Annotated in this window: 15 protein-coding genes; 7 read left to right on the forward strand and 8 right to left on the reverse strand. The window is 69.9% G+C overall.

Going from position 1 to position 13,088, the window contains the following annotated elements:
* Nucleotides 1-53: 53 nt before the first annotated feature.
* Nucleotides 54-1,268, reverse strand: a complete 1,215-nt coding sequence (locus GTY96_RS02875) for a glycoside hydrolase family 19 protein (RefSeq protein WP_143898266.1) — start codon at nt 1,266-1,268, stop codon at nt 54-56.
* Nucleotides 1,269-1,504: 236 nt separating this feature from the next.
* Here GTY96_RS02875 and GTY96_RS02880 point away from each other — a divergent pair, with 236 nt between their 5' ends.
* The 3 genes from GTY96_RS02880 to GTY96_RS02890 are packed head-to-tail and all read left to right on the forward strand — an operon-like array spanning nt 1,505 to nt 2,696.
* Nucleotides 1,505-2,086, forward strand: a complete 582-nt coding sequence (locus tag GTY96_RS02880) for a hypothetical protein (protein WP_143898268.1) — start codon at nt 1,505-1,507, stop codon at nt 2,084-2,086.
* A 5-nt stretch (nt 2,087-2,091) separates the two neighbouring features.
* Nucleotides 2,092-2,328: a hypothetical protein gene (locus GTY96_RS02885; RefSeq protein ID WP_161663764.1), complete on the forward strand. Its 237-nt coding sequence runs from the start codon at nt 2,092-2,094 to the stop codon at nt 2,326-2,328.
* Nucleotides 2,325-2,696: a hypothetical protein gene (locus tag GTY96_RS02890; RefSeq protein ID WP_143898272.1), complete on the forward strand. Its 372-nt coding sequence runs from the start codon at nt 2,325-2,327 to the stop codon at nt 2,694-2,696. Before GTY96_RS02885 ends, GTY96_RS02890 begins: the two co-directional genes overlap by 4 nt.
* A 24-nt stretch (nt 2,697-2,720) precedes the next feature.
* On the opposite strand, the gene GTY96_RS02895 is transcribed toward GTY96_RS02890, so the two are convergent.
* From GTY96_RS02895 to GTY96_RS02910, 4 genes are read right to left on the reverse strand one after another with little or no spacing between them, the layout of a single operon-like run.
* Nucleotides 2,721-3,467 carry a type 1 glutamine amidotransferase domain-containing protein gene (locus GTY96_RS02895; protein WP_143898274.1) on the reverse strand — a complete coding sequence of 249 codons (747 nt, stop codon included), beginning with the start codon at nt 3,465-3,467 and terminating at the stop codon, nt 2,721-2,723.
* 51 nt (nt 3,468-3,518) lie between these two features.
* Nucleotides 3,519-4,223 (reverse strand): response regulator transcription factor, encoded by a 705-nt coding sequence (locus GTY96_RS02900; RefSeq protein WP_143898276.1) that lies wholly within the window; start codon nt 4,221-4,223, stop codon nt 3,519-3,521.
* Entirely contained in the window at nt 4,220-6,064 is a 1,845-nt protein-coding gene (locus GTY96_RS02905) for a sensor histidine kinase (protein WP_161663765.1), read from the reverse strand. Before GTY96_RS02905 ends, GTY96_RS02900 begins: the two co-directional genes overlap by 4 nt.
* An 11-nt stretch (nt 6,065-6,075) precedes the next feature.
* The gene (locus GTY96_RS02910) at nt 6,076-8,283 is read right to left on the reverse strand and encodes a YfbK domain-containing protein (protein ID WP_161663766.1); all 2,208 of its coding nucleotides are present in this window, start codon (nt 8,281-8,283) and stop codon (nt 6,076-6,078) included.
* Between the two features lie 143 nt (nt 8,284-8,426).
* Between GTY96_RS02910 and GTY96_RS02915 the strand changes: the two genes are divergently transcribed.
* The 3 genes from GTY96_RS02915 to GTY96_RS02925 are packed head-to-tail and all read left to right on the forward strand — an operon-like array spanning nt 8,427 to nt 11,274.
* On the forward strand, nt 8,427-10,043 hold the full coding sequence (locus GTY96_RS02915; RefSeq protein WP_161663767.1) for an NADP-dependent glyceraldehyde-3-phosphate dehydrogenase: 1,617 nt from the start codon (nt 8,427-8,429) through the stop codon (nt 10,041-10,043).
* Between the two features lie 39 nt (nt 10,044-10,082).
* Entirely contained in the window at nt 10,083-10,580 is a 498-nt protein-coding gene (locus GTY96_RS02920) for a 6-pyruvoyl trahydropterin synthase family protein (protein WP_143898283.1), read from the forward strand.
* Nucleotides 10,573-11,274, forward strand: coding sequence for an SDR family NAD(P)-dependent oxidoreductase (locus GTY96_RS02925; RefSeq protein ID WP_161663768.1), 702 nt, complete (start codon nt 10,573-10,575; stop codon nt 11,272-11,274). The genes GTY96_RS02920 and GTY96_RS02925 overlap by 8 nt, the downstream gene beginning before the upstream one ends.
* Before the next feature lie 7 nt (nt 11,275-11,281).
* Here the strand turns inward: GTY96_RS02925 and queD are convergent, their stop codons facing one another.
* From queD to GTY96_RS02940, 3 genes are all read right to left on the reverse strand, one after another.
* The gene (gene queD / locus GTY96_RS02930) at nt 11,282-11,680 is read right to left on the reverse strand and encodes a 6-carboxytetrahydropterin synthase QueD (RefSeq protein ID WP_143898287.1); all 399 of its coding nucleotides are present in this window, start codon (nt 11,678-11,680) and stop codon (nt 11,282-11,284) included.
* A gap of 92 nt (nt 11,681-11,772) precedes the next feature.
* Nucleotides 11,773-12,177, reverse strand: a complete 405-nt coding sequence (locus GTY96_RS02935) for an SRPBCC family protein (protein WP_143898289.1) — start codon at nt 12,175-12,177, stop codon at nt 11,773-11,775.
* Nucleotides 12,174-12,491: an ArsR/SmtB family transcription factor gene (locus tag GTY96_RS02940; RefSeq protein ID WP_143898291.1), complete on the reverse strand. Its 318-nt coding sequence runs from the start codon at nt 12,489-12,491 to the stop codon at nt 12,174-12,176. Before GTY96_RS02940 ends, GTY96_RS02935 begins: the two co-directional genes overlap by 4 nt.
* 68 nt (nt 12,492-12,559) lie before the next feature.
* On the opposite strand from GTY96_RS02940, the gene GTY96_RS02945 reads away from it, so the two are divergent.
* Nucleotides 12,560-13,087 (forward strand): GNAT family N-acetyltransferase, encoded by a 528-nt coding sequence (locus GTY96_RS02945; protein WP_201755856.1) that lies wholly within the window; start codon nt 12,560-12,562, stop codon nt 13,085-13,087.
* The last annotated feature ends 1 nt before the right edge of the window (nt 13,088 follow it).

The following is a 13,088-nucleotide window of genomic DNA, read 5'->3' on the forward strand; positions in this document are numbered from 1 at the left end:
CTGGGGCCGCACCGGGGCGGCAGGAGGACCCGCGACCCCGGCGCGCGCCGGGGTCAGCACTCCAGGTTGTTGCCGGGGCTCACGCCGAGCAGGGCGCAGAAGTTCTTGTACGCGTCGACGCGGCTCTTCACCTGCGTGGGGTTGCGGCCGTTGCACTCCAGCGAGCCGTTGATGGTGCGGATGGTCTCACCGAAGCCCGCGCCGTTCACGATGGCGTTGTGGGCCGTCATGGAGCCGGCGCCCGTCTGCGTGGTCCAGAACCAGAACCCCGTGCGCCACGCGGCGTTCGCGTCCTGCGCGAGCAGGTCCGGGTTCGCCTGGAGCGGCAGGCCCAGCGCGTTGCCCGCCGCGCAGTAGTTGCCGTTCCACGACAGCTGCATGGGACCGCGCCCGTAGTACCGCTTGCCCGGCGCGCAGCCGCAGCCCGGCGGACCCCACGACGTGTCGCAATAGTCCGCCTTGTTGATCTCCTCGATGTACACGAGCCCGCCCGTCTCATGCGACACGTTGGCCAGGAACGCGGCCACCTCGCGCTTGCGCGTGTCGGTGTCCCCCGTGGTCGCGAGCCCCGGGAAGCCCGCGGCGGCGGCGATCAGCGCGTCGTAGGTATAGAAGCCGTTGCGGCTGGGGAACATGGCGTTGAACGTGTCGCGGGTGAGGATGCCCGCGAAGCCCGAGCCACCGCCTCCTCCGCCACCGCCGGAGACCAGGTCGAACGTCCAGCGCTGGTTGTCCCGGTCCTGGTAGGGGTACTGGACCAGCAGCGTGCCGTTGTCCGGGGAGCCCCACGACAGGTCCACCGCCATGTCCGTGTGACGGGGGTGGAAGCTGAACTGCGTGCCGCCCCGGTTCACGAACCGGAACTGCTGGTTGTTGCCGCCGACGTAGCTCCACTGATGGACGAGGGCGTTCTCCGCGGTGCTGACCTCCTTGATGTCCAGCCCCTTGCCGCTGTTGACGTTGATGATCTTGAAGTACCCGCCCGACGTGGGCGAGATGTGGAACTTCTGGGCATTGGTGCCATTGCAGTCCCACTGCTGCACCGTGGCGCCGTCCGCCGTGCTGGATGAGGCCACGTCGATGCACTTGTTCGTCCGCGCGGAGCGGATGACGTAGTCCCCCTCCGTGATGGTCGACACGATGGCGGGGCTCTCCACCCGCCCGGTCGCCTCCGGGGGCTCTCCACCCATCTCCGGTCCCGAACAGCCCCCCACCGCACCCACCATCCCCAGCAACGACAGACAGCGGAACATCAGCGTGTTGGTCATGACGCGCTCTCCCGTGAATCGAGGCGCCAGGACCATAAGACAGAACGCAGCAAAACGAGCAATCAAAGATTAGTCTGTTAAGTGGTCGCGGTGGAGATGCGCTGGCTCCCTTTGGGGTTGCCTGGCTCGCGGAGGACCTGCTGGGTTCAGTCCCGTTCGCTGCCTTGACGGTGTCGCATGGACTGGCCCAGGATTCCGCGTGCAGCGCCGTGGGAATAATCCCATGAGGGGGAAACATGTCTGGCTTTTTCGACGAAGAGGATTCGCCGTCCAACGGGGCTCAGGTGGAAGGCGCGCAGCCGCGCATCCACAGGCCCGGCGCCCGGCCAGAGCCGCAGATCAAGGCCGTGATGCCGCCGGATGATGGAGGGGGATTCTTCGGGGGGAACCAGTCCGGGCGTCCTCCGGAGGAGGACCCCTTCGGCGCGTCTGGCTCCGAGGAGCCTTCCGAGGATGAAGAGGCCCCGCTGGGCGGCATCGAGGCGGTGGGGGACGCGCGGCAGCCGCACCAGCAGCAGCGGGACAAGACCTACGACGTCATTGGCAAGATTGGGCGGAACGTGGGCTACGCGGCGCCTGTCGCGGACTTCGTGTACCCGGGGGCGGGAAAGGTCGTGGCCGGGGTCGGGACGGCCATCAAGGGGGCCGCGACGGTGGGGCGTGGGTTGGGGAACGTCATCGACGATGCCTACGACCGCGACGACGCCAACCGCCACGAGCAGACGCAGAAGGACATCGCGCGGATGAAGGACCAGGCGGCGCGGGACAAGGTGAACCAGACCACGCCCCGGGGTCACAACAAGCTCACCGAGGACTGAGCGCCATGCCCATCCGCGCCCATCCCACCCAGCCGGGCTCGAAGACGCTCCTGTGCGTCAACTGCCCGGACACCCTGCTCAACATGCCCCTCAGCCGCTTCCACCTGAAGCCGGATGCGGGCTTCGGGAAACCGGAGGTCCTCACCCTGTTCGCCGCGGTGTGTGACTCGTGTGGCTATACGGAGCTGTACAAGGAAGGACTGCTGTTCGAGTCCGGCAGCAGCGAGAAGGGGGAGAAATGAAGTCCAAGGTCCAGCTGGCACCCAAGGAAGACATCCAGTTGCAGTCGCTGGTGTCGACGCGCAGGGCCGACGACACGCTCTACGGCACCTATCTGGCGACGATGACCAGCCGGCGCATCTTCGCCGAGGACGCCGACGGCACCCTCCTCTTCAACTACTACCTCAAGGACATCGACCGCGCGGAGGTGCGGGAGAGCTTCTGGAAGGGCGACGGCATCCGGCTGCTCCTCCATGATGGCAACGACTTCGTCTTCAAGCTGATGAAGGACGCCATCCACGAGGACGCGGCGGCGGCGCGCCGGTGGGTCAACACCATCAACCAGGTGTTGATCATCTGGCGCAACCAGCCCACGCCTCGGGAGACCTGACCCGGGCTCCGCTCCAGGCGCGGCTCATAGGCGCGTCAGGAAGCGCTCCGTGAAGAGGTACGCGTCGCCCGGCCAGCGGGCGGACACGTAGCGGCCGTCCTCCACCACGAAGGCGGGCGCGTGGTCCGTCGCGGTGCCCCGCTTCGACAGGACGCGGGGGCCGCGCTGGAAGTGGCCCGGGTCCGCGAGCGCGGCGACGACCTCCTCCTCCACGTAGGCGGGGTAGGTGCGGTAGTAGCGCCCCAGCTTCCAGGCCGTCAGCAGGTACGCGGAGCGCTCCATGTACCTGGGCAGGCACGTGGTGCGCGCGCCATGGAGCACGCTCTGGCCCGTGGCGGGGTCCTTGGCCCGCGCGAGCACCAGCACGCCGTGGCAGATGGCCGCGACGGGCCGCTGGAGCGCCCAGAACGCGGCCACCTTCGCCTGGAGCGCCGCGCTGCCCAGGTACTGCCGCATGCCCGGCGCGTGGCCTCCGGGCAGCAGGAGCGCGTCGAAGTCCGACGGCGTCACCGCGTCCCAGGCGAGGGGCTTCTGGAAGCCCTCCGTCCGGGTGAGGTCGCCATAGAAGCGCCGGGGCTCTGGAGCCGCGCCCAGCTTCCCGAAGAGCACCCCGGTGAGCAGCAGGGGATCCGCGGCGGGCATGTGGCCTCGCTCCGTGGCGAACACCACCTCGTGGCCCGCGTCGGTGAGCATGCGCCAGGGCACGGCCACCTCGGTGACGTCGAAGTCATGGTCGGGCAGCGGGACGAGGACGCGGCGGGCGGAGGCCATGCGGCCAGTCTTTCCCGCCCCCGGAGCCGTGACAAGCCGCGCGGCCGGACCTCAGGAGGCTCGCTCCACCTCCATCCGGTAGCCCACGCCGCGCACCGTCTGGATGGAGAAGCGGGACGCGGGGGTCCACTTGAGCTTGCGCTTCAGGCTGGAGACGAAGTTGTCCACCGTGTGGGGATCCACCACCACGTCCGTGCCCCACACGGCATCCAGGATCTGATCGCGCGGGAGGGCCCGCTCGCGCTCACGGATGAAGAAGGCCAGCAGGTCGAACTCCTTGCGCGTCAGCTCCACCTCCGCGCCCTCCGGCGACTCCACCCGCCGCCGGTCCAGGTCCACGCTGTAGCCCGCGAAGCGCAGGTGCTTCGCCTGCGCCACGCCCCCGCGCTTCAGGTGCGCGCCCACGCGCGCCAGCAGCTCGCGCAGCCGGTAGGGCTTGCCCAGGTAGTCCTGCGCGCCGGACTCGAAGCCGCGCACCACGTCCTCCTCCAGCGTGCGCGCGGTGAGCATCAGCACCGGGATGCCCAGGCCCTCCTCGCGCAGCGCGCGGCAGAGCGCGTACCCGTCGCCATCCGGCAGCATCACGTCCAGGAGGATGAGCTGGAAGTCGCGGCGGGTCAGCTGCTCGCGCGCCTCCTTCACCGTGGCGGCCTCCTGCACCGAGTAGCCACCCTGGTGCTCCAGGTTGTCGCGCAGCGCGAGCCGCAGGTTTGGATCGTCCTCCACGACGAGGACCGCGGGGGCGGAAGGGTTCATGCGGGGTTTCGCTCTCCGGGTGGGTATTCAGGAAGGGTCAGCTCGAACGTGGTGCCTTCGGGGCTGGAGTCCGCCACGCGCAGCGCTCCCCCATGCAGCCGGGCGATCCTCCGGCACAGCGCGAGCCCCAGCCCGCTGCCAGGGACCTCGCGGCCTCCCTGGCCGGACAGCCGGTGGAACTCTCCGAAGACGCGCTCCCACTCCGCCCTCGGGATGCCGGTGCCGTTGTCCGTGAAGCGCACGCGCCCTCGCGGCAGCGTCGCCACGTGCAGGCGCACGGGGCTCCGCTCGTTGTACGCGCACGCGTTGCGGGCCAGGTTCGCCAGCAGCAACCGCAAGAGCTGCGCGTCCGCGTTCAGCTCGCGCGTGTCCACGTCCGCCGTCAGCTCCACGGGCATCGGGGCGCTGGCCTCCAGGTCGCGGCGCAGGCCCGACACCAGCTCGTCCAGCCGCACGGGCGCGAGCTTCGGCACCCAGCGGCCCTTGTCGATGCGGTTGAAGGACAGCAGGTTCTCCACCAGGAAGCCCAGGGCGTCCGCCTCGCGGATGATGCGCGCGGGGTAGTCCTTCGCGTCCGCGCCCTCCGCCACCCGCCACTCCAGCGTCTCCGCGAGCAGGCGGATGGAGGCCAGCGGCGTGCGCAGCTCGTGCGACACCGTGGCCACGAAGTCGCTCTTCAGCTCCAGGAAGCGGTACTTGCGGTGCTGCGCCACGAAGGCCAGCGCCGCGATGGTGAGGGCCAGCGCCGCGCACAGGGTCAGCATCAGCGACTTGAGCCGATAGCGGCTCTCCAGCGCGGCTTCCCCCCGGGCCCAGGTGGACGACTCCACCACCACCGGCAGCGACGTGAGCGCCATCACCGGCGCGTCGCCCAGCAGGGTCACGCGTCCGTCCGCTTCCAGGAGGCCGCGCTCGCGCATCTCCCGGGTGAGGCCCTCCATGAGCCCGGGGAGGTCCAGGGTCATCCCGCGGGTGTCGCCCTCCGCGACCGGCTCCAGGTACCAGCCGGAGCGCACCAGCACCGGCTCCGGGAGGTCGCCGGGCAGCGGCAGCGCGGAGGCGGCCAGCTCCCGCGAGCGCGCTTCGAAGTCCGCCACCGGCGCGCCCACGCGGGTGGAGAGCTCCGTCACCCGGTCTCGCAGGAAGTCGAAGTCCTCGCGCGTGAGGCGCGAGCGCTTGAGCAGCAGCAGCCGCTGCAAGCCCTCCATCCGTCCAGCGCCTTGTCCTTCCAGGAGGCCGTCGCGCACCAGGGCCCGCATCAGGTCGGGCACCGCGTCGCCTCGCGCCGCCACGTCCTCCAGCACCACCAGCAGCGAGGGCAGGTCGCGCGTGGACGCGAGCAGGAAGCGGGCGCGGTGGTCGAGCAGGGCCCTCAGCGCCAGCAGGGTGGCCCGGCGGTCCTTCGTGGCCAGCGCCCGCTCCACCAGGGCCATCCGCTCCAGCCGCTCCCGCCACGGTCCCTCGTCCTCCTCCGCGGTCTCCGTGCCGGCGCGCAGCCGGACGTAGCGCTCCTTCGCGGGGGCATCCCCCGCCGTGTCGAAGAGGGCGAGCCGGGGCAGCAGCTGCTCCTCCTTCTCGCGCAGGTAGAGGCCCGGGGCCGCCATCAGCGGGTCCGCCTTCGCCGCCTGAAGGATGGCGCGCGCGCCCTCCAGCCCCTCGTGCAGGGCCTGCCCCAGCGACGCGCGGGCGTACTGCTCCAGTGCCTCGCGCCGGGCTTGGAGCGTGGCCCGCGCGTCCTCGCGCTCGGCGGTGAAGATGCGGTGGAGATAGCCCAGGCCGACCCCAAGTCCGGCGAGGCCGAGCACGAGTGCGGCGAGGGTGGGCAGCAGCCTGCGCATCATCCGGAGGGGCCTTACTTGAGGTTCGGGACGCGGTCGGCGTCCATGGTGCGCACGGGCGAGATGGACTCGAAGCGGTCCTCACGGCGGTCCAGCGTCCGGGCCTGGCGGATGAGCTCGCCCAGCTCCGCCACGTCCTGCCGGGCCTTCAGCGGCGGGCCCAGCTCCTCCCACAGCGACACGAGCGCGTCGTAGGTGAGGGGCCGCGCCCAGTAGGAGCCGCGCAGCTTCTCCGCGAAGGCCGCCGCGACATACGACAAGCGGGTGGGGGGCGCGGCCTGCGCATAGGCCGGGCGCAGGAGGGATGCGAGCAGCGCCTTCTCGATGAGCTTGGAGCCGCCGCCCTCGGGGGCCTTGTAGCGGATGCGCAGCGTGCCGAGGGACGGCTGGGCGGGGTCGCGCAGCTTCACTTCGTAGAGGGCGGTGACGGCATGGCCGGCGCCCACCTCGCCCGCGTCCACGCGGTCGTCGTTGAACTGCTGCCGGGTGAGCATCCGGTTCTCGTAGCCGATGAGGCGGTAGCGGGACACGGCCTTGCGGTCGAACTCCACCTGGAGCTTCACGTCCTTGGCCACCACCTGGAGCGTGCCGGTGAGGTTCTGCACGAAGATGCGGCGGGCCTCCTCCAGCCTGTCCACATAGGCGTAGTTGCCCTCACCCACCTGGGCCAGCCGCTCCATCAGCACGTCGTTGTAGTTGCCCATGCCGAAGCCCACCGCGGACAGGGTGATGCCCGCCGCCGCGCGCTCCTTCACGCGCTCCCAGATGCCGTCCGCCTGCGTGATGCCGTTGTTGGCCACGCCGTCCGAGCAGAGGATGACGCGGTTGATGCCTCCCTCCAGCAGGTGTTTCGCCGCCAGCGCGTAGCCCAGCTCCAGGCCGGCCTGCGCGTGGGTGGAGCCCTCCGGCTGGAGCGTGTCGATGGCGGTGAGGATGAGCGCCTTCTGAGTGGCGCTGGTGGGCGGCAGCACCTGGCGTGCCTCGCTGCCGTACACCACGAGCGACACCCGGTCCCGCTCATCCAGCGCATCCACCAGCAGCCGCAGGGAGCGCTTCACCAAGCCCAGCCGGCTCTCCAGGTCCATGGAGCTGGACACGTCGATGACGAAGACCAGGTGGCTGGGTTTGCGCTGGGCACGGCTCACGTTCCGGGCCTTCACGCCGATTTGCACCACCTGGTAGCCCTTGCGCGCGGGGGAGGGGAAGCCCTCCACGTTCACGCTGAGGGGCGCGTCCTTCGCGCTGGTGTAGCCGTAGTCGAAGGTGTTGACGAACTCCTCCACGCGCACGGCCTGCTCGTCCGGGAGCGCCCCCCGCTCCAGGTAGGCGCGCGTCAGCGAATACGAGGCGGTGTCCGTGTCCACGGAGAAGGTGGAGAAGCGCTCCTCCTCGGTGTCCACCGTGGGGTTCACCCCGTAGCCCTTGAAGTACATATCAAAGGAGGGCGGGCCCTTCGGGGCCACGGTGCGCTCCGACGCGAGCTCGGGCGGCGGGGTCTCGGGGGAGCGGTACGTCGTCTGCGGCGTGCCGTCCGCGATGAAGATGTGCATGTACGGCAGGGCCCAGGACGGTGCACGTTGCCGGTCGCTGTTGCTGCTCGCGGCGCCCCCGGCCAGGGATTCGGAGCTGTTGCTCCGGCTGCTCACGGCGTAAGGGGCGCCGGGTGGGGCTGTGCTGGGATTGACTCCGAATCCGGGGTCACGCGTGCTCAGGCCGTCCAAGACGTAGCCGGACTCGACCTTCTCCTCGGCGGGCCGCGCCGCCGCGATGCGCTTGATGAGCTCCTGGTCGACGTTCGCGTTCATGTTCGAGGCGCCCACGTCGGTGGTGGGCGCGGACGCCGAGGCCTCCATCCCTTTCGAGACGCCAACCGGGAGCAGCCCCACGTTCACCCAGACGGTGTGGTTCATGACCAGCGAGACCTCCGAGCGCGTGTGCGGCTTGTAGCCCTCCTTCTCGAAGCGCAGGATGAAGGCCCCCATGGGGAGTCCGGGGACGTGGTAGTAGCCCAGCGAGTCCGTGACCGCTGTCTGCTCCTCCGTCAGGGCTGTCGAGGTCACGGTGATGACCACGCTGGCGAGGGGCCTCTTGGTGGTGGCGTCGATGACCGTGCCGGTGATGACGCTGTTCCCAAGGGTGACGGTGTCGGGCCCGGCCAGCGCGGGCATGGCGAACAGCAGCAGGAGCAGGGACAGGGAACATCGCAGGACGCGCTTCGTCATGGGCCACCTCTGAGGCATCAGGGTGGGGACATCATCCGGATGCGCCCCGCATCGAAGCGCATGGGAGCCTTGTCTCCTCATCATGATTTCATCATGACGGGAAACCGTGCCGGTCGAGGACGGCTTCGTTAGAAAGGGCGCCCATGACGGCACTCGAGAGGCTCTTTCCCGCAGAAGAGCAGATTCCCCCCGGTGTGCGGCTCCCCGCGTATCTGGAGCAGCGCGAGTACCTGGTGGGGGGAGAACTGCGCACCTGGGCGGGTGAACTCAACCCCGTGCTGAGCCCCGTGTTCGTCCGGACTCCGGAGGGGCTCCAGCAGAAGGTGATGGGGGCGACCCCGCTGCTCACCTCGCGCGAATCCCTGGACGCCCTGGCGGCGGCGGTGAAGGCCTACGACTTGGGCCGGGGCGTGTGGCCCACCCTGAAGGTCGCCGAGCGCATCGAGCACGTGGAGCGCTTCCTCACCGCGATGCGCGCCCAGCGCACGGCGGTGGTGAACCTGCTGATGTGGGAGATTGGCAAGACGCAGCCGGACTCGGAGAAGGAGTTCGACCGCACCGTCGACCTCATCGTGGAGACCGTCCGCGCGCTGAAGGAGTTGGATCGCACCTCGTCCCGGTTCGTCCAGGACCAGGGCATCATGGCGCAGATCCGCCGGGCGCCCGTGGGCGTGGCCCTGTGCATGGGTCCGTACAACTACCCGCTCAACGAGACCTTCAGCACGCTCTTCCCCGCGCTGCTGATGGGCAACACGGTGGTGTTCAAGCCGGCGAAGTTCGGCGTGCTGCTGGTGCGCCCCCTCCTGGAGGCGTTCCGCGACTGCTTCCCACCGGGCGTCATCAACATCATCTACGGCCGCGGCCGGGAGACGGTGGGCGCGCTGATGGAGAGCGGCCAGGTGGACCTGTTCGCCTTCATCGGCACCAACAAGGGCGCCAGCGAGCTGAAGCGGATGCACCCCCGGCCACACCGCCTGAAGTCGGTGCTGGGGCTGGACGCGAAGAACCCGGCCATCATCCTGGAGGACGCGGACCTGGAGAACGCCGTGAAGGAGTGCATCACCGGCACGCTGTCCTTCAACGGCCAGCGGTGCACGGCGCTCAAGCTGCTGGTGGTGCACCGCAACATCGTGGACGCGTTCCTCGCGAAGTTCACCGCCGCGGTGGACGCGCTCAAGCCCGGCATGCCGTGGGACCCGGGCGTCGCCATCACGCCGCTGCCGGAGCCGGGCAAGGCGGCGTACCTCCAGGGGCTGGTGGACGACGCGCTGGCGAAGGGGGCCCGCGTGGTGAACCAGACGGGCGGTCAGGCGGCCCGGTCGTTCTATTCACCCACCGTGGTGTACCCGGTGACGGACGGCATGCGGCTGGCGCACGAGGAGCAGTTCGGGCCGGTGATTCCGGTGCGGGTGTTCGACGACGACGCGGAGGCCGTCCGGCTGGTGGTGGAGTCGCAGTTCGGCCAGCAGCTGAGCCTGTTCGGGAACGACCCGGCGCGCATCGGCCGGTTCATCGACGCGTTCTCCAACCAGGTGGGCCGCATCAACCTGAACTGCCAGTGCCAGCGTGGCCCGGACACGTTCCCGTTCAACGGCCGCAAGGACTCCGCGGAGGGCACCCTGTCGGTCGCGGACGCGCTTCGGGTGTTCTCCATCCGCACGCTGGTGGCGACGAAGACGACGCCGGCCAACACGTCCCTGGTCCAATCCATCCTGACCCGGCGTGAGTCCGATTTCCTCACCACGGACTTCCTCTTCTAGTCCGGCCTCGGCCCTTGGTGCTAAGCCCTGGGCCATCCCATGGCGCGCACCACGACCCTTGAGTTGCACAAGGAAGAGATGAAGTTCTCCGCGGGGCACTTCACCATCTTCTCCGCCACGCACCGCGAGAACCTGCATGGGCACAACTTCTCCGTCTACGTCGCCCTGACGGGGGAGGTGTCCGACGACGGTCTGCTCTCGGACTACGGTCCGCTCAAGCAGGCGGTGATCGCCCGCTGCAAGGCCTGGAACGAGACCTTCTTCCTGCCTGGCCGCTCCCCGCACCTGCGGCTGGAGCGCGACGCGAAGGGCGATTACGTGGCGCACTTCAACGGCGAGCAGCTGCGCTTCCTCGCCCGCGACGTGACGGTGTTGCCCGTGGCCAACGTGTCGCTGGAGGAGCTGGCGCGCGTCTTCGGCGAGGCGCTGGTGGGGGATGGCGGCGGGATGGCGCGCGACCATGTCACGCACCTGCTGGTGAAGTGCGCTTCAGGGCCCGGACAGTGGGCCTCCTGGGAGTGGACGCGGGATGTCTGACCAGCTCCTCATCACCGGCGCCAGCCGGGGCATCGGACGGGCCGCGGCGGAGCGCTTCCTCAAGGAGGGCTGGCGCGTGGTGAACGTGTCGCGCGGCCCGTGCACCGTGCCGGACGTCGTCAACGTGCGGGTGGACCTCTCCGTGCCGGGCTGGGAGGGCGCGGTCGAAGCGGCGCTGCGCGACGGCCCCTCCGGCGGCCGCCTGTGCCTGGTGCACAACGCCGCCCTCTACGAGCACGACGACGCGCTGAGCATGGACGCGGACCACCTGCGCCGCGTGCTGGAGGTCAACGTCGTCGCCCCGCTGGTGCTCAACCGCCTGGCGCGGCCCCGGCTGACGGACGGCTCGTCCATCCTCTACGTGGGCTCCACGCTGGCGGAGAAGGGCGTGAAGGGCGTGGCGTCCTACGTGACGACCAAGCACGCGCTCGTCGGGATGATGCGCGCCACCTGCCAGGACCTGGCGGGGACGCGCGTGCACACCGCCTGCGTCTGTCCGGGCTTCACCGACACGGAGATGCTCCGCGAGCACATCGGCGGGGATACGGCCGTCCGCGCAAGCGTGGCGGGGATGACGACGTTCGGCCGGCTCATCGAACCCGCCGAGATCGCGGACGTCCTCTACACCTGCGCCACCACCCCCGTCCTGAATGGCGCGGTCCTCCACGCCAATCTGGGACAGGTGGAGCGCTGAGGGCGCGTCAGTCCTCCGCGGCGTAGACGGTGCACGACGACGTGCAGGTCTCCGCCACGCGGACGCGCGCCACCTGGGCGCCGGGGACCTTCACGCGCTCGAAGAGCCACGCGGCCAGCAGCTCGCTGGTGGGGTTCTCCAGGCCGGGCACGTCGTTGAGCAGCCGGTGGTCCAGCTGGGCGTGGAACGGCTGCCACGCGGCGTTGAGCTCCGCGAAGTCGACGATCCACCCGAACTGGGGATGCACCGGGCCACGGAGGGTGAGCTCGATGCGATAGCTGTGGCCGTGCACCCGCGAGCACTTGTGCCCTTCAGGAACGTGGGGCAGGCGGTGGGCGGCCTCGAAGGTGAACTCCTTCGAGATTTCAGTGACGAGGGTGGGCTTCTTCACGGGAACGGCCTCCATACCGGCGGCCTTGTACCCGCGATGGCCCCCCTCGTCCACGGGTCGCGTCAGCGGGGGGCTGGCGAGCGGGCTCCCGCACTCGCGGTCCGCGCTCAGGCCCCCAGCGCGGGGCCCAGTCGCTCCAGCACCCCGGGCCAGCCCTTCTTCATCCCTTCGAAGGCCTGCCGGCCCATGGGCGAGTCCAGGTTGAAGCCCTCGTGCGTGAGGGTGAGCCGCGTCCCGCTGCCCTCCGGCGTGAGCCGCCAGGTGATGAGCGTGTCCAGCGTGCCCGCCGCGAAGCGGTAGCGGAGCAGCCGCTCCGGCTCCACCTCCAGCACCTCGCACGGCTGCTGGCCCCATGCGCCCATGTCGAGCGTGAAGCGGTGGCCCACGATGGGGCGCACGTCGCCCGCGGCCCACCACTTCGCGTGGAGCACCGGGTCCGTCAGGGCCCTCCACACCGCGGCGGGCGGATGGGCATACACCTGGTCCAACTGGATGATTGCGGGGGAACTCATTCGCGTGACTCCTCGTCGAGCACGTCCTCGAGCGCGGCAAGCCGCTGCTTCCAGTAGTGCGTGAAGGCCTGGAGCCAGTCGCCCACCTCCGACAGCGGACGTGGATCCAGGTGATAGTAGCGCTCGCGTCCCCGGGGCTCCTCACGGACCAGCCGCGCCTTGCGGAGCACCTGGAGGTGTTCGGAGACGGCGGGACGCCCCAGCGCGAAGCCGCTCGCCAGGTCGTTCACCGCGCGGGGCCCCTTGCGCAGCTGCATCAGGATCTCCCGGCGCACCGGATTGGAGAGCGCTGAAAACACATCCGGGTCGTTCATGGCTCGAATCAATACGTCGGAAATATCCGACGCGTCAAGCGCGGGCTGGATGTGCTGTGATGGGCCCCATGCTGACGGAGCCCCGCTTCACCTATCTGCGGCTCACCCAGGCGGACCTGCCGATGCTGGCGGAGTGGCTCGCGCGGCCCCATGTCGCGGAGTGGTGGGGTGCACCGCCCACGCTGGATGAGCTGCGCCAGGACCTGGAGGTGGACATCGCGGCGGACGTGAGCTGGCAGTACATCGCGCGGCTCGACGGCCGGCCGGTGGGGTTCATCCAGGCCTATGACGTCATGCGCGCGGACCCGGACTGGTGGCGCGAGGAGACGGACCCCGGGGCGCGCGGCATCGACCAGTTCCTCGCGCACGCGGAGCAGCTGGGGCAGGGCCTGGGCACCCGGCTGGTGGGCCAGTTCATCGCGAAGCTGTTCGAAGACCCGGCGGTGACGAAGGTGCAGACCGACCCGTCGCTCGACAATGCCCGGGCCATTCGCGCCTACGAGAAGGCCGGGTTCCAGCCGGTCGCGCGGGTCGTCACGCCGGATGGGCCCGCGCTGTTGATGGTCGTCCGCCGCGACGCGTGGCGTGGGCCGTAGC

The sequence above is a fragment of the Corallococcus silvisoli genome (assembly GCF_009909145.1).
Taxonomy (GTDB): domain Bacteria; phylum Myxococcota; class Myxococcia; order Myxococcales; family Myxococcaceae; genus Corallococcus; species Corallococcus silvisoli.